Annotated in this window: 17 protein-coding genes; 10 read left to right on the forward strand and 7 right to left on the reverse strand. The window is 66.5% G+C overall.

Going from position 1 to position 13,757, the window contains the following annotated elements; genetic code table 11:
- Nucleotides 1–113: 113 nt before the first annotated feature.
- The 3 genes from zupT to ABE472_RS16715 form a co-directional block, all read right to left on the reverse strand.
- Nucleotides 114–923, reverse strand: coding sequence for a zinc transporter ZupT (zupT, locus tag ABE472_RS16705; protein WP_019182887.1), 810 nt, complete (start codon nt 921–923; stop codon nt 114–116).
- A gap of 107 nt (nt 924–1,030) precedes the next feature.
- Nucleotides 1,031–1,450, reverse strand: a complete 420-nt coding sequence (locus tag ABE472_RS16710) for an energy transducer TonB (protein WP_313210355.1) — start codon at nt 1,448–1,450, stop codon at nt 1,031–1,033.
- A 4-nt stretch (nt 1,451–1,454) separates the two neighbouring features.
- Nucleotides 1,455–1,796, reverse strand: a complete 342-nt coding sequence (locus ABE472_RS16715; RefSeq protein ID WP_346464526.1) for a 4a-hydroxytetrahydrobiopterin dehydratase — start codon at nt 1,794–1,796, stop codon at nt 1,455–1,457.
- Nucleotides 1,797–1,886: 90 nt separating this feature from the next.
- Here ABE472_RS16715 and ABE472_RS16720 point away from each other — a divergent pair, with 90 nt between their 5' ends.
- Both ABE472_RS16720 and ABE472_RS16725 read left to right on the forward strand, forming a co-directional pair.
- Entirely contained in the window at nt 1,887–2,486 is a 600-nt protein-coding gene (locus tag ABE472_RS16720) for an NfuA family Fe-S biogenesis protein (RefSeq protein WP_313210352.1), read from the forward strand.
- Nucleotides 2,487–2,495: 9 nt separating this feature from the next.
- Entirely contained in the window at nt 2,496–4,211 is a 1,716-nt protein-coding gene (locus tag ABE472_RS16725; protein ID WP_346466668.1) for a hypothetical protein, read from the forward strand.
- A 107-nt stretch (nt 4,212–4,318) separates the two neighbouring features.
- Here ABE472_RS16725 and ABE472_RS16730 read toward each other — a convergent pair whose 3' ends face one another.
- Nucleotides 4,319–4,765 (reverse strand): barstar family protein, encoded by a 447-nt coding sequence (locus tag ABE472_RS16730; protein ID WP_313210348.1) that lies wholly within the window; start codon nt 4,763–4,765, stop codon nt 4,319–4,321.
- Nucleotides 4,762–5,235, reverse strand: coding sequence for a ribonuclease domain-containing protein (locus ABE472_RS16735; protein ID WP_346466669.1), 474 nt, complete (start codon nt 5,233–5,235; stop codon nt 4,762–4,764). The genes ABE472_RS16730 and ABE472_RS16735 overlap by 4 nt, the downstream gene beginning before the upstream one ends.
- A 268-nt stretch (nt 5,236–5,503) precedes the next feature.
- Here ABE472_RS16735 and ABE472_RS16740 point away from each other — a divergent pair, with 268 nt between their 5' ends.
- Complete coding sequence (locus ABE472_RS16740) at nt 5,504–6,115, forward strand: superoxide dismutase (RefSeq protein ID WP_123730769.1); 612 nt, start codon at nt 5,504–5,506, stop codon at nt 6,113–6,115.
- Nucleotides 6,116–6,196: 81 nt separating this feature from the next.
- Here ABE472_RS16740 and ABE472_RS16745 read toward each other — a convergent pair whose 3' ends face one another.
- The gene (locus tag ABE472_RS16745; RefSeq protein ID WP_313210343.1) at nt 6,197–7,045 is read right to left on the reverse strand and encodes an endonuclease/exonuclease/phosphatase family protein; all 849 of its coding nucleotides are present in this window, start codon (nt 7,043–7,045) and stop codon (nt 6,197–6,199) included.
- A 177-nt stretch (nt 7,046–7,222) separates the two neighbouring features.
- Between ABE472_RS16745 and ABE472_RS16750 the strand changes: the two genes are divergently transcribed.
- Together ABE472_RS16750 and ABE472_RS16755 are read left to right on the forward strand one after the other, a co-directional pair.
- The gene (locus tag ABE472_RS16750; RefSeq protein ID WP_070470348.1) at nt 7,223–8,785 is read left to right on the forward strand and encodes an oligopeptide:H+ symporter; all 1,563 of its coding nucleotides are present in this window, start codon (nt 7,223–7,225) and stop codon (nt 8,783–8,785) included.
- Nucleotides 8,786–8,792: 7 nt separating this feature from the next.
- Nucleotides 8,793–9,416 (forward strand): rhomboid family intramembrane serine protease, encoded by a 624-nt coding sequence (locus tag ABE472_RS16755; protein ID WP_019182898.1) that lies wholly within the window; start codon nt 8,793–8,795, stop codon nt 9,414–9,416.
- 243 nt (nt 9,417–9,659) lie between these two features.
- On the opposite strand, the gene ABE472_RS16760 is transcribed toward ABE472_RS16755, so the two are convergent.
- On the reverse strand, nt 9,660–9,839 hold the full coding sequence (locus ABE472_RS16760; RefSeq protein ID WP_313218851.1) for a hypothetical protein: 180 nt from the start codon (nt 9,837–9,839) through the stop codon (nt 9,660–9,662).
- Between the two features lie 212 nt (nt 9,840–10,051).
- Here ABE472_RS16760 and ABE472_RS16765 point away from each other — a divergent pair, with 212 nt between their 5' ends.
- From ABE472_RS16765 to ABE472_RS16785, 5 genes are all read left to right on the forward strand, one after another.
- Complete coding sequence (locus tag ABE472_RS16765) at nt 10,052–10,354, forward strand: GNAT family N-acetyltransferase (RefSeq protein ID WP_121041132.1); 303 nt, start codon at nt 10,052–10,054, stop codon at nt 10,352–10,354.
- Between the two features lie 65 nt (nt 10,355–10,419).
- A complete protein-coding gene (locus ABE472_RS16770) occupies nt 10,420–11,277 on the forward strand; it encodes a DUF3298 domain-containing protein (RefSeq protein ID WP_313218849.1) in 858 nt (285 codons plus the stop codon).
- A gap of 14 nt (nt 11,278–11,291) precedes the next feature.
- On the forward strand, nt 11,292–12,410 hold the full coding sequence (gene cfa, locus ABE472_RS16775) for a cyclopropane fatty acyl phospholipid synthase (protein ID WP_346466670.1): 1,119 nt from the start codon (nt 11,292–11,294) through the stop codon (nt 12,408–12,410).
- Between the two features lie 272 nt (nt 12,411–12,682).
- On the forward strand, nt 12,683–13,150 hold the full coding sequence (locus tag ABE472_RS16780; protein WP_313210332.1) for a hypothetical protein: 468 nt from the start codon (nt 12,683–12,685) through the stop codon (nt 13,148–13,150).
- A 92-nt stretch (nt 13,151–13,242) separates the two neighbouring features.
- Nucleotides 13,243–13,638 carry a tetratricopeptide repeat protein gene (locus ABE472_RS16785; protein WP_346466671.1) on the forward strand — a complete coding sequence of 132 codons (396 nt, stop codon included), beginning with the start codon at nt 13,243–13,245 and terminating at the stop codon, nt 13,636–13,638.
- Nucleotides 13,639–13,757: the final 119 nt, after the last annotated feature.

Raw genomic sequence — 13,757 nt, forward strand, 5'->3', positions numbered from 1 at the left:
CTGTGCAGAGCCGGCCAGCGGCCGGCACTACCGACACGTGTCGATCGGCATGTGGAGGAGCCGGCCAGCGGCCGGCACTACCGGGCCCGCGTTATCGGGTTATGGCCCTGGCCTCACCATTTGAACAGCACCAGGCTGATCGCCAGGCTGCCCATGCCGGCCACCAGGCCGTACACGGTCTCGTGGCCCTTGGCGTAGCGCTTGGCCGCCGGCAGCAGTTCGTCCAGGGCCAGGAACACCATCACCCCGGAAATGATCCCGAACACCCAGCCGAACGTGGCGTGGTTGAGCACGCCGGACAGGGCCACATACCCGATTGCCGCGCCGATCGGCTCGGCCAGGCCGGACAGCAGGCTGGCGCCGAACGCGTAGAACTTGTTCTGCGTGGCGAAATACACCGGGACCGCGATCGCGATGCCCTCGGGGATGTTGTGGATGGCGATGGCGAAGGCCAGCGGCATGCCCACCGACGGGCTTTCCAGCGTGGCAAAGAACGTGGCTAGGCCCTCGGGGAAGTTGTGCGCGGTGATCGCCACCGCCGTCAGCAGGCCGACCCGCTTGATGTAGGCCTTGTTGTTGTCGCGGAACAGCGGGTCCTGCTTGTCCAGGCTCTCGTGCGGGTTCGGGATCAGGTGGTCGATCACCACGATCAGCAGCACGCCGACCAGGAAGGCCGCCGTGCCATAGGCGAAGCCCAGCCGGGCGTCGTAGGCCTGGGTGAACGAGTCGATCGCCTTGTTGAGGATCTCGGTCAGCGAGACAAAAACCATCGCGCCACCAGCAAAGGCCAGCCCGAACGCCAGCAGGCGCGGGTTGGGCCGGCGCGAGAACAGCACCATCAGGCTGCCCAGGGCGGTGGCCAGGCCGGCGGCCAGGGTGACCGCCAGGGCGATCCATACGTTTTCACTGGAAATATCAGGCATCCGCCAACGCGTCCTTGTAGAAGTGCAGCGCGCCCCGGGCAACATCACCGGGGCGCGGAGTAGGGAGCACGAGGTTTGCGGCGGCTGACCTCAACACAACGCGGCGATCAACCGCCGCGACGCAGCCGTTCTTCGACCGCGAAGCACTGGTCGGGCTTGGGCTGCGGCGGATTGAAGCTGACCGGCACCTGGATCGTGGTCGGAACCGTCTGCCCGGCGCGCGTGGCCGCCTTGAACTGCCAGGCCTGTACGGCCTTCTGCGCCTGCTCGTCGAGCTGGGCGTTGCCGCTGCCGCTGGCGAGCTGGACCTGGCTGGGCTGGCCGTCGGCGGCGATGGTCACCTTGAAGGTGCTGGTGCCGCCGATCCCCTGGCAGGCCAGTTCGATCGGGTACTCCGGCGGTGGCGTCTTGACCGCGGCGACCTCGGTGGGTGCCGCGACCGGGGCGGCCGGTTCGGCGGGTGTCTTGTTGCAGCCGGCCAGGGCGGCCAGGGCAAGGCTGGACAGCAGGAGGTACTGCAGTTTCATGGGCTTACTCCGTCAGGGCCGAGGCTTTCGCCGCGCAGATGAAGTCGTTCTCGCTCAGGCCGCCCACATCGTGGGTGGAGAAGCGCACCACGGCGCGGTCGTAATGCACGCCCAGGTCCGGGTGGTGATCTTCACGATGGGCCACCCAGGCCAGGGCGTTCACGAAGGCCATGGTGCCGTGGTAGTTGTCGAAGCGGAAGGTGCGGGTCAGCGCCTGGCCGGCCTCGGCCAGCTCCCAGCCGGGAATCTGGGCCAGCAGCTCGGCGACCCGGGCGGTGCCGAGCTTGTGGTCGCTGCCTTTGCGCGGCACGCAGTGGGCTTGCGCCAGCGGAATCAGGTCGGCCATGGGTTCCTCCACATCTGTATGACTGAACAATGCGCGGTCCGGTGTATAAACCGAATGAGCGCATAACAAGGGATTGGCTAGAATAGCCCGATGATCCAGATATCCGACACTGCCCAATCCTATTTCCGCAAGCTGATCGAACGTGAGGCCGTGCCCGGCATGGGCGTACGCCTCACCGCCGTCGATGCGGGTACCCCGCGCGCCGATGCCCGCCTGGAGTTCGCCGATCCCGGTGAGCTGCTCGGTGACGAGTGGGCCGTGGACTGCGATGGCTTCACCCTCTACGTGGCCGCTACCAGCGTGGCCTGGCTCGATGGTGCCGAGATCGATTTCGTCACCAATGCCACGGGCAGCCAGCAGCTGACCATCAAGGCCCCCAAGATCAAGGGCGAGGCGCCGACCGAAGGCTCCTCGCTGGTCGAGCGCGTGCGCTGGGTGGTGGAGAACGAAGTCAACCCGCAGCTGGCCTCGCACGGCGGCAAGGTCGCGGTGCAGGAAGTCTCGGCCGATGGCGTGGTGCTGCTGCGCTTCGGCGGCGGTTGCCAGGGCTGCGGCATGGCCGACGTCACGCTCAAGCAGGGCATCGAAAAAACCCTGATGGGGCGTGTGCCCGGCATCACCGCGGTGCGCGATGCGACCGACCACGAGAGTGGCGACGCGCCGTACATTCCCCGCGGCACGGCAGCCTGATCGCGCTGCGTGCCACTGCGCCGGGCTGACGACATCCTCGATTGGCTGCTGGCTCGCCAGCCGGACAAGCGCATTCTCGAAAAAACCACCGGCCTCCCCTATGGGTGGGGCCTGTGGCTGCGCGCGTTGTCGCCATTGCCGCGGCCGTTCCGGGCCAGCGAAGTGCTGGCCGAGCTGGCCCAGCGCGAGCCGCTTCCGCGGGGCGGGCGCCTGCCGGAACTGAGTTTCGTCCAGGCGATGCGTCGCCTGCTCTGGCAGGGCTGGGATCCGGCGCCGCGCGATCAGCGCTGGATGCGCTGGACCTCGGCCGTGATCAGCGCGTTGCTTCATCTGATGTTCGCGTTGTTGCTGCTGTGGGTCGCCTTGATCCGGCCGCCTGCCGAACCGGACCAGGGCGGTGAGAGCGGGCGTGTGCAGGTGGCGTTCGTTGGACGCGGCACGCCGCAGCAGGAGGAAGGCGCGCAACCCGCCGCTGCCGAGCCGGCCACGGCGGAAGCGGCGATCGCTGCGGCGATGGCCAATGCCCAGGCGATGGCGCAGGCCGAGGCCGATGCGCAGACAGCCTCGGCCCCGCAGCCGACCGCAGCGCCGGCGCCGCCGAGCGAGCCGCAACCGGCGCCACCCGCGCCAGCCACGCCCGCGGTGGAACAGCCCGTCCAGGCGACCGAGGTGGCCCAGGCCACGACCGATTTCGTGGTGCCGCCGACCAGCGTCCCGCGCACCGACGTGCGTGTCATGACGCGCGAGCCACAGGACATTGCCGTCCGTGAGCGCACCGTGGTCACGGTGGAGGCGCCGACGCCGCGTGCCTCCGTACCGGCGCCGCGCCCGGCCGAACCGCAGGTGCGCACGCCCGAGCTGAGCGTGCAGGAGCGGCAGGTCACCGTGATAGAAGCGCCGACACCGACCGTGGCCATTCCCGGTCCACGGGTGGAGGCCGCCGTTCCGCAACGTGACGTGCAGGTGCGCGAACGCGAGATCCGGCCGGTGACCGCGCCGGCGGTGAGCGTGGCCACAGTGCCCACGCGCGAGGTGGCGGTGCCCGGTCGATCGGCGGAGGTCGCCGTACGCGAACGCGCGGTGCCCAACGCCGCCCCGCGCCCGGCACCGCCATCACCGGCGGCGGCAAGCAATGCCAGCAGTACGGCGAGTGCATCCACGGCGGCGACTGCAGCGCGCGCCGCGTCGAGCCCCTCCAGGGCGCCCCCGGGCAGTTGGACCACGCCCAACCGGTCCGACGACTGGGGTGCGGCCAATCATCCGCAGGATGCCGACCTCAATGGCCGGGCCGTGAGTGCGACCCAAGGTACGGGCGGTAGCCTGTTCAAGGCCGACGGCAGCGTGCGCGTGCCAGGCCAGGACGGGCACGCTAACAGCGAGCGTGGCGCACCGGGCGGCGATAAGGACGGCTGGAGCAAGGAGCGCATCGCACAGTCCGGCACATGGCTCAAGCGCCCACCGTACGACTACACGCCGACCTCGTTCGACAAGTACTGGGCCCCCAACGAATCGTTGCTGGCCGAGTGGGTGCGTAAGGGCATCAAGGCCGTGGAGATTCCGATCCCGGGCACGAGTTCGTCCATTTCCTGCGTGATTTCCGTGTTGCAGTTCGGTGGCGGGTGCGGCCTGAGCGATCCCAACATGCAGGATCAGCCGGCCATCGCGCGGCCGCCGCCGGACATCCCGTTCAAGAAAGAGCTGCAGGAAGACAACGGCAGCCGATGAGGCTGCGCCTCATCGGCGGTAGAGCCACCCCATGGGTGGCTGGGTTTCGGTAGGGTGTCACGGCGCCTCGCAGCCACGCATGGCGTGGCTCTACCGGATGCTGGGCGTTACGGTGCGGGGTCCGCGTCCGGTTCCACGTCCGCATCGCGCAGTGCCACGAACGCCCAGAACGGCACGTTGCCGTCACTCCAGTACCGGCTGGCTTCGTCGAGTACGTCCAGCAGTGTGTCGAAATCGGCGCCGGCATCGCTGCGCAGGGCATCAGCGTCGCTGAAGAACAGCGCATAGCCGTTGGCCGGCAGCCAGGCCAGGTCGCGCAGGTTGTCGGTCAGCGCATCCCAGTTGCCGCCAAAGCCGGTTGGAAAATCCAGGCGGGCGGCCAGGCGCATCAGCAGCGTGCGTTTGTCGTGGCAGCCGTCCAGATCGATCTGGATCACGCGCAGGCCGGCATCGCGCATCGCCGCCGACAACGGGGCGACATCATCGTTGCCGATCGCATAGATGCCGGCATTGTTGATGTCGTGCAGGCCCAATTCGAATCCGTCATGCGTCATTGCCAGCTCCCGGCAGGTGGAACGTCGAAACTGCGGAACGTTTCATAGTGATCATCGGTATAGAACCAGCCAGTAGGGGGTGTGCCGCCGGTGACGATGCGCCGCGCGCCGCGATTGCCGGCGCCGGGCGTGTCCACCGTGTATTCGTGGTAGTAGCCGCGCGGCCGCTGCGGCAGGCGCTGTTCGCGGTTGCTGAAAATGCTGCCGTCCTGCCGGTGCGGGTACGGGCCGCCGCGCTGGATCAGCGCGATGGTGTCGCGCGCCTCGGCGGGCAGGAAGGGGGGCAGGGGATCGCGCACTGCCTGAGTCGATGCCGGTGATGACGTCGCGGCGCCGGCGGGCGGCGCGGCATCCGGCTGCGTCAGCGAGGGCGCGAACTGCGGCGCGGGCGGGCGCTGGGCCAGCTTGATGGCGGCCAGGCCGCCCACCAGCAGCGCGATGGCGATCAACAACAGCATTGGCTTGCGCATGAGGGGCCAGGGGCGATGGGCGAGGCGACTACTCTACTGCGATCATCGCCCCGCACGGTGAGGCCCAGCCGAACAGGCGTGTTGTACGGCGAAGGAGCCCGCGTCCCCCGGCGTGCACCGTCACTGTCGCGTCACGATCCGGACACGCGATCGACTGCGCAGGACGAAGTTTCCTTTACATGGCCCTTGGTAAGCTTATCGGCCATCCCCATCATCGACTCCGCAACGCCCGGTCTTTGCCGGGTGAGTGAGCTACCAGGAGAACCACATGGCCTATACCCTCCCCAAGCTGTCCTACGCCTACGACGCGCTCGAGCCGCATATCGACGCAGCGACGATGGAAATCCACCACACCAAGCATCACCAGACGTACATCAACAACGTCAACGCCGCGCTGGAAGGCACCGAGTTCGCCGACCTGCCGGTGGAAGAACTGGTCAAGAAGACCAAGTCGCTGCCGGAAAATCTGCAGGGCGTCGTGCGCAACAACGGCGGCGGCCATGCCAATCACACCCTGTTCTGGACCGTGATGTCGCCCAACGGCGGCGGCGCGCCGGTCGGTGATGTCGCCAAGGCGATCGATTCGCAGCTGGGCGGCCTGGAAAAGTTCAAGGAAGCCTTCACCAAGGCGGCCCTGACCCGTTTCGGCAGCGGCTGGGCCTGGCTGAGCGTCACCCCGGACAAGAAGGTCGTGGTGGAAAGCAGCGCCAACCAGGACAGCCCGCTGATGGACGGCAACACGCCGATCCTGGCCCTGGACGTGTGGGAACATGCGTACTACCTGAAGTACCAGAACCGTCGCCCGGAATACATCGGCGCGTTCTTCAACGTCGTCGACTGGAATGAAGTCGAGCGTCGTTACCAGGAAGCCATTGCCTGATCGGCACGGTCACCTGAAACGCGAACGGCCAGGCAGCGATGCCTGGCCGTTTTTCGTTGCGCCGCCCGCAGCGCTGCGACGTCAGGGCGCGCTGGTGCTTTCCGGCGTCTGCAGGCGCAGGGTCGCCATGGTTCCCAGGCGCATCGCGGTGGGGTCACTCTCGCTGGCCGGCAGCTTGATGCTGTCCTGGCGGATGCCGCCGAAGTACTTCACCTGGAACAGCACGTCCAGGCCGTGCCCACGCGCTGCGCCGGCCAGTGAGGGCGGGTCCACGCGTTCGCCGGGGTTCTTGCGGGCTGGCTGGAAGCCCGGCGTGCTGCCCACCAGTTCGGTGATCTCCGCGGAGAAATCGCCGGCGATCAGCGAGGGCAGGCCCTCGGCGGTCGCGCCGATCCAGGTCATCAGGTCGCTGGTCTGGTGCCGGCGGATCTGCGCGTCATCCGGCTCCGGCCGCAGCCGGGCCACGTAGATGTTGATCAGCTCTTCGCGCAGCTTGATCCGTACCATGCCGGCCGCGCTGAACTGCCCGGGCGGATGCAGCAGGGTGACGGCGTCATCGGTGACCGGCAACCGGGTCAGCATCGCGCTGCCATGGCGCAACGGCTGGCTGGGCGGATCGGCGGTGACGAAATCGCAGCTGTAGCGCAGCCGGCTGGCGAGCCAGCAGGCCGGATTGCGCCCCTGGGTCTGCAGCACGCGCTGCACCGCGATCACGTCCGGCTGCATGGATTCGAGCAGCTGCAGCACCTGGTCCCGCCGTTGCTGCCACTGCGCATCGTCCTGGGTCGGCAGTTCCAGCGTGGCGATCTTCAGCGAGGGCAGGGCCTCCTCGGCCTGGCGCGCATGCGCGCCTGCGGCGGGGGCCGCCAGCAACAGCAGCAGGATCCAGCCGGTCCAACGTCGGGTCTGACCCTTGATGTGCGTGCGCATAACGATAAGTTTACGCTTCCCCCGTCGACGATCCGTGACATGGGCGCCATCCCGCGCGGTCGTTTCGGGCCCGCCTGCCATGTCCGGCGCCGCCTGTCATGCAGCTGTGCAGCGTGCGCTGGGGTAGGGGGTTCCGGTAATCTTGGTCCTTTCGTGTTCGCAGGACAGCCCCACAGGATGAGCAATATCGCAGCCGCCAGCGCAGGCAAAGGCAAGATGCCGCGCCAGATTCCCTACATCATCGGCAATGAGGCCTGCGAACGCTTCAGCTTCTATGGGATGCGCAACATCCTGGTGCAGTTCCTGATCACCTCGCTGCTGCTGCAGGAGATCACCGCCGATGGCCGCGCCGGTGAGGCGAAGGACATCATGCACAGCTTCATGATCGGCGTGTATTTCTTCCCGCTGCTCGGTGGCTGGCTGGCCGACAAATTCTTTGGCAAGTACCACACCATCCTGTGGTTCAGCCTGATCTATTGCGCCGGTCACGCCTGTCTGGCCATCTTCGAGGACAGCCGCCAGGGCTTCTTCGTCGGCCTGGGCCTGATCGCGCTGGGCGCGGGCGGCATCAAGCCGCTGGTGGCCTCGTTCATGGGCGACCAGTTCGACCAGAGCAACAAGCATCTGGCCAAGGTCGTGTTCGACGCCTTCTACTGGATCATCAACTTCGGCTCGCTGTTCGCCTCGCTGCTGATCCCGCTGGCGCTGAAGAACCTGGGCCCATCGTGGGCCTTCGGCATCCCGGGCATTCTGATGTTCGTGGCCACCTTCGTGTTCTGGATGGGCCGCAAGCGCTATGTGCTTGTGCCGCTGCCGCCGAAGGACCCGCATTCGTTCGGCAACGTGGTGCGCACCGCGCTGTCGGCACAGGTGCCGGGCAAGGGCCGTCCGGGGCGTACCCTGGCCATTCTCGGCGCGGTGCTGGCGGTGGCCTCGATGGGGCTGGTGGGCAGCCTGGGCATCGTGATCTGCCTGTGCATCGCGCTGGTCCTGCTGCTGGCCGGTATCGGTGGCGGTACCTGGATCCAGCTGGACCGCGCCCGTGCGGTGCATCCGGCCGAAGCGGTCGAGGGCGTGCGCTCGGTGCTGCGCGTGCTGGTGATTTTCGCCCTGACCACGCCGTTCTTCTCGCTGTTTGACCAGAAGGCCTCGACCTGGGTGCTGCAGGGCCAGCAGATGGCCATGCCGAGCTGGTTCACTGCGTCGCAGATGCAGGCGCTGAACCCGCTGCTGGTGATGATCCTGATCCCGTTCAACAACCTGGTGCTGTACCCGATGCTGCGCCGCTTCGGCTTCGAGCCGACCGCGCTGCGCCGGATGACCGCCGGTATCGCCTTCAGCGGCCTGGCCTGGATCGTGGTCGGTGGCATCCAGGTGATGATGGATGGCGGCAACGTGATGTCCATCTTCTGGCAGATGCTGCCCTACGCGCTGCTCACCTTCGGTGAGGTGCTGGTATCGGCCACCGGCCTGGAGTTCGCCTACAGCCAGGCGCCGCAGGCCATGAAGGGCGTGGTGATGAGCTTCTGGAACCTGACCACCACCATCGGCAACCTGTGGGTGCTGCTGTCCAACGCGGCGGTGCGCAACGATACGGTGACCCACCAGATCGCCAGTACCGGCTTGAGCGAGGCGGCGTTCCTGATGTTCTTCTTCGCCGGCTTTGCGTTCCTGGCGGCGTTGGCCTTCGGTTGGTATGCCAAGCGCTATCGTATGGTCGACAACTACCGCACCGCCTGAGCCTGACATGACCCCAGTCAACCTGCTGCTGATCGCCATTACCGTCATCGTGTCGTGGATGGCGTTCAAGAACCGTGCGCTCGCCGACCGCCTGATCCTGTGGCCGCCGGCGGTGGACCGCAACCGTCAGTACGATCGCCTGATCACGTACGGGTTCATCCACGCCGATCTGTCGCACCTGGCGTTCAACATGATCACGCTGTTCTTCTTCGGCGGCTTCATCGAACAGGTGATGCTGCAGCTGAGCGGCAGCTACCTGACGTATCCGGCGTTCTACCTGGGTGCGTTGCTGGTGTCGATCCTGCCGAGCTATCTGAAGAACCAGAAGAACCCCAACTACCTCAGCCTGGGCGCATCGGGCGCGGTATCGGCGGTGCTGTTCGCCTTCATCCTGATCAAGCCGTGGTCGATCATCCTGGTGCTGTTCATTCCGGCGCCGGCGATCATCTATGCCGTGTTCTATGTCGGCTACAGCATCTGGATGGACCGCCGCGGCGGCGATCGCATCAACCACAGCGCGCATCTGGCCGGTGCGGCCTTCGGTGTGCTGTTCATGCTGGCCATGCAGCCGAGCATCTTCAGCCACTTCCTGCGTGAGCTGAGCAACCCGACCTTCCGCCTCGGCGGTTGAGTCGGGGCGTACCGACCAACGGTCGGTACCTACGATGAGGTATCTGGCGCGGGGTGGGGCGTACCGACCAACGGTCGGTACCTACGATGAGGTATCTGGCGCGGGGTGGGGCGTACCGACCAACGGTCGGTACCTACGATGAGGTATCTGGCCGGGGTGGGGCGTACCGACCAACGGTCGGTACCTACGAGGACGTATCTGGCCGGGGTAGCTCACGACCGTTGGTCGTGAGCCCGGCAACCGTCAGGCGGCCTTCTTGCCGTCTACGCCATACGTGCTGAGCAGGCGGGCATAGACCTCGTTGTCGATCTGGGCGAATTCCCAGCCTTGGGTCTGGCCATTCACGGCCAACTGGAACAAGCCCTCCAGCAGGGATGTGTCGGCGTCGCCGTGGGGGGCGGGGGCAGGTGCAGTGTTGTCCATGCGGACCTCCGGAAAGCGGGTGCGTACAGGCAGGTCTTCGCAAAAGCCATGCCAGCTTTCACGCCCTGTCCGACTCCGGTATCGGCCTGCAGGCGCCGGGCTTTAGGGCGGGATGTGACGCAGCACGTCGCTGCTTGCCCCTGTTCAGGCTTCACGCGATCATGGCGGCCGGCTGCGCACTATCGCTGCAGTCGCCGCAGGAGACACCGCTCATGGCTTCGGTCACGCCGCCCGGACTGGCTTACGAGGTGGAGCACGATCTGGCCAATCACCGCTTCCAGGCCCGGGTCAAAGGGCATCTGGCGCTGCTGGATTACCAGATCAAGCGCAAGCGGATGATCATCACCCATACCGAGGTGCCGGAGCCGATCGCCGGCCGTGGCGTGGCGGGTGAGTTGACCAAGGTGGCGCTGCGCTATGCGCGCGAACAGAAATTCAAGGTGGTGCCGGCCTGCGCTTACGCCGAGGCGTTCCTGCAGCGGCACGAGGAGTACGACGACCTGCTGGTCCGATGACGACAGCGGGTCATGCTTCAGGGATGGCCGATCATGATGGTGGGTTACAACAAGGGGATTTCAGGATGAACATCGCAGGAAACCGTCGCGCGCTGCGCGCCAGCGCGTTGGCCATGGCCATGGGCGTGGTGGTGCTGGCAGGCTGCAACAAGCACGACGGCGACACACAAGCACCGGCGGCGCCGGTCGACACGGCCGCCGAAGCCGTCGCGCCCGCGGTGGCTCCAGACGCACCGGTCGAGCTGCGCGATGTGATCGAGACCTCGCCGCAGGCCGTGGTCGGGATCACCTACCCGCCGGACATCGCCCGGTATCCGGGCTTGGCCAAGGCGCTGGGTGGCTATGCCGACAGTGCGCGGGCAGAGCTGCAGCAGGCGCTGGACGGGCTGGGCAACGACAAGCCGACCATGCCCTACGAGCTTTCGCTGACCTTCGAGAAGGTGCTGGAAACGCCGCAGCTGGTGGTGGTGACCGCCGATGGCAGCCGCTATACCGGCGGCGCCCACGGTGAGCCGCTGGTGGCGCGCTTTGTGTGGCTGCCGGAGCAGCAGCAGATGCTGACCGCCGACAAGCTGGTGGCCGATGCCAAGGGCTGGAAGGCGATCAGCGATTACGTGGCCGACCAGCTGCGCGAGCGCGTGGCGACCCGGTTGAGCGGCGATGAAATGGAACCGGCGCAGATGCAGGAATCGCTGCGCAATGCCAGCCGGATGATCGCCGACGGCACCGGGCCAAGTGCCGACAACTTCAGCCAGTTCCAGCCGCTGACCGGTTCCGACGGGCGCATCTCTGCGATACGCTTCGTGTTCCCGCCCTACCAGGTAGGGCCCTACTCGGACGGCACGCAGACCGTGGACGTCCCGGCCGCCGTGCTGGTGCCGCACGTGGGGCAGGATGTCGCGGGGTTGTTCGCCCGGGGCTGATCGACGGAGGCGACGTGGACGCTGGGCTGCAACGACGGGTCACAGAGTTGCTGCATGAGGCGGGGGTCACCGTTGACGGTGACCAGCCGCAGGACATCACGGTGCACGACCCGCGCTTCTACGCGCGGGTCATGGCCCAGGGCTCGCTCGGCCTGGGCGAGAGTTACATGGACGGCCAGTGGGACGCCGCCTCGCTGGACGGCTTCCTGTATCACCTGATGCAGGCTCATCTGGACGAGCGCGTGCACAGCTGGCGCGAAGTGGCCGATGGACTCAAGGCGCGCCTGTTCAACCTGCAGGCGGGCAGTGGCAGCTTCGAAGTCGGCAAGCGCCACTATGACCTCGGCAACGACCTGTATGAGGCCATGCTCGGCCAGCGCCTGGTCTACAGCTGCGGTTACTGGCGCGACGCGCAGGACCTGGACGGGGCGCAGGAGGCGAAGCTCGACCTGATCTGCCGCAAACTGGGATTGCGCCCCGGCCAGCACGTGCTGGATATCGGCTGTGGCTGGGGCGAAGCGTTGAAGTTCGCCGCCGAACGCTATGGCGTCTCCGGCGTGGGCATCACCATTTCGCAGGAGCAGGCCGAGTACGCGCGCCAGCTGTGTGCCGGTCTGCCGATCGAAATCCGCCTGCAGGACTACCACGACCTCAACGAGACCTTCGACGCGATCTTCTCGGTGGGCATGTTCGAGCACGTGGGCGACAAGAACTATCGCGGGTACTTTGAGGTGGCGCGGCGCTGCCTGCATCCGCACGGGTTGTTCCTGCTGCACAGCATCGGCGGCAACCTGTCGCGCCACCGCACCGATCCCTGGATTGCGCGCTATATCTTCCCCAATTCGATGCTGCCCTCGGCCGCCCAGCTCACCGCCGCGTTTGAAGGGCTGTTCGTGCTGGAGGACTGGCACAACTTCGGCACTGATTACGACCGGACGCTGCAGGCGTGGCGGTTGAACGTGGAAAACGCGTGGCCGCAGCTGGATCCGCAGCGTTACGACGAACGCTTCAAGCGCATGTGGCGTTTCTACCTGGCCGCCTCGATGGCCAGCTTCCGTTGCCGGCATGCGCAGCTGTGGCAGCTGGTGCTGTCGCCGCATGGGGTGCCGGGTGGGTATGTGGCGCCGCGCTGACGGGATCGGCATGGATACCGCGTGTCGCCCCTCGAGGCGTTATTACGGGATTGCATTCGTTCAGTTTCGATAGGCTGAAAGAATCACGATGTGTCGCGGTTGGGTCGTTCAATGCCTCGCGGGCACGCTGCGCTGCGGGGCCGGACGATACGTGACTCGGTGCGCAGTTTTTCGCCGCCGCCGCATGCCAATTTGGCGCGGTCGTTGCGCGCCGTGGGCTCTCGGCTGCGGTTCGCGATGGCATCCGTCCCCAACAAGAAGTTGATCAACAGATGACGAGCAACAAGAAAACCCATTTCGCCAGCGCCATCGCGGTGCTGTTCGCCTGCACCCTGGCCAGCCAGGCGTCGGCCGCGCGCAAGGCCTACGACGTGGAAGAAGTGGCGTGCACTGATCCGTCCGACATGGTGTGCCTGTCCTGGAACCTGCAGACGGCGCCGGGCGGCTCACGCACGGCGGGCATGACTGTAACGCTGATGGCAGGTGAGACGATCTCCGGTGTGATCAAGCCGAGGGCGAACCGTTACACCACCACCATGCTGCGCACCAATCCAGATCTGGACATGTACATCGGCATGGGCTTCGAGCCGACCGAGCAGGCGTACACCTGCAAGGTAACCGAGACCGAAAACTGCCGGATGAGCGGCTCCAACTTGCCGGCGTTCCACTTCAAGGTGAAGGCGAAGGTTGACCAGGCAGGATCGCCGCTGGGTTACGTCTATACCACCGCCTCGAACTAAGCGCGGTTGCGGCTGCCGGCACAGCGCTGGCAGCCGCGTTGATCCCGCCCGGCATCGCCGGTCGGGTGTGTTTCCCGTTAGCATTGCGCCGCATGCATGACGCCGTTTCTTCCGTCGTAGTCCACGCGTTGCTGAGCGCCCGCAGCGAGGTGGAGGCCGCGTTCGCCGGTACGCGTGATGCGGACGCTGCACTTGCAACGGCCACGGCCACGCTGGAGGCCGCGTTGTCGGCACACAGCGAAGATCCGCTGCTCCTGACCGGGCTCGGCGCCGTTGCCTGTGACCGCGCGCAGTACGCCCGTGCGCGTGAGGTGTTGCAGCGGGCGTTGGCGCTGGGGAGCGACGATCGGCATGCGGCATTCAACCTTGGCGTGGCGTTGCTCAATACCGGGCGCACGGCGCAGGCGAGGGCGGCGTTCGAACAGGCGCGCACGATGGCTGCCTCACCGTTCACCTGGGAAGCCTGGTTCGACCCGCAGGCGCATTGAGGGTCGCACCAACCAACGGTTGGTACCTACGGTCACGTCCGTATCGCCATGGGTAGAAGAACCAAAAAAAACGCCCGGCAGTGCCGGGCGTTTTTTGTACTGCACGTCGTTGCAGCGGA

Source organism: Stenotrophomonas sp. TWI809, from assembly GCF_039673205.1.
Taxonomy (GTDB): Bacteria; Pseudomonadota; Gammaproteobacteria; order Xanthomonadales; family Xanthomonadaceae; genus Stenotrophomonas.

What these genes read in the sequence shown, in the direction of transcription:
- zupT (WP_019182887.1), bottom strand. Translation starts at nt 923, where the DNA reads ATGCCTGATATTTCCAGTGAAAACGTATGGATCGCCCTGGCGGTCACC.
- ABE472_RS16710 (WP_313210355.1), bottom strand. Translation starts at nt 1,450, where the DNA reads ATGAAACTGCAGTACCTCCTGCTGTCCAGCCTTGCCCTGGCCGCCCTG.
- ABE472_RS16715 (WP_346464526.1), bottom strand. Translation starts at nt 1,796, where the DNA reads ATGGCCGACCTGATTCCGCTGGCGCAAGCCCACTGCGTGCCGCGCAAA.
- ABE472_RS16720 (WP_313210352.1), top strand. Translation starts at nt 1,887, where the DNA reads ATGATCCAGATATCCGACACTGCCCAATCCTATTTCCGCAAGCTGATC.
- ABE472_RS16730 (WP_313210348.1), bottom strand. Translation starts at nt 4,765, where the DNA reads ATGACGCATGACGGATTCGAATTGGGCCTGCACGACATCAACAATGCC.
- ABE472_RS16735 (WP_346466669.1), bottom strand. Translation starts at nt 5,235, where the DNA reads ATGCGCAAGCCAATGCTGTTGTTGATCGCCATCGCGCTGCTGGTGGGC.
- ABE472_RS16740 (WP_123730769.1), top strand. Translation starts at nt 5,504, where the DNA reads ATGGCCTATACCCTCCCCAAGCTGTCCTACGCCTACGACGCGCTCGAG.
- ABE472_RS16745 (WP_313210343.1), bottom strand. Translation starts at nt 7,045, where the DNA reads ATGCGCACGCACATCAAGGGTCAGACCCGACGTTGGACCGGCTGGATC.
- ABE472_RS16750 (WP_070470348.1), top strand. Translation starts at nt 7,223, where the DNA reads ATGAGCAATATCGCAGCCGCCAGCGCAGGCAAAGGCAAGATGCCGCGC.
- ABE472_RS16755 (WP_019182898.1), top strand. Translation starts at nt 8,793, where the DNA reads ATGACCCCAGTCAACCTGCTGCTGATCGCCATTACCGTCATCGTGTCG.
- ABE472_RS16760 (WP_313218851.1), bottom strand. Translation starts at nt 9,839, where the DNA reads ATGGACAACACTGCACCTGCCCCCGCCCCCCACGGCGACGCCGACACA.
- ABE472_RS16765 (WP_121041132.1), top strand. Translation starts at nt 10,052, where the DNA reads ATGGCTTCGGTCACGCCGCCCGGACTGGCTTACGAGGTGGAGCACGAT.
- ABE472_RS16770 (WP_313218849.1), top strand. Translation starts at nt 10,420, where the DNA reads ATGAACATCGCAGGAAACCGTCGCGCGCTGCGCGCCAGCGCGTTGGCC.
- ABE472_RS16780 (WP_313210332.1), top strand. Translation starts at nt 12,683, where the DNA reads ATGACGAGCAACAAGAAAACCCATTTCGCCAGCGCCATCGCGGTGCTG.
- ABE472_RS16785 (WP_346466671.1), top strand. Translation starts at nt 13,243, where the DNA reads ATGCATGACGCCGTTTCTTCCGTCGTAGTCCACGCGTTGCTGAGCGCC.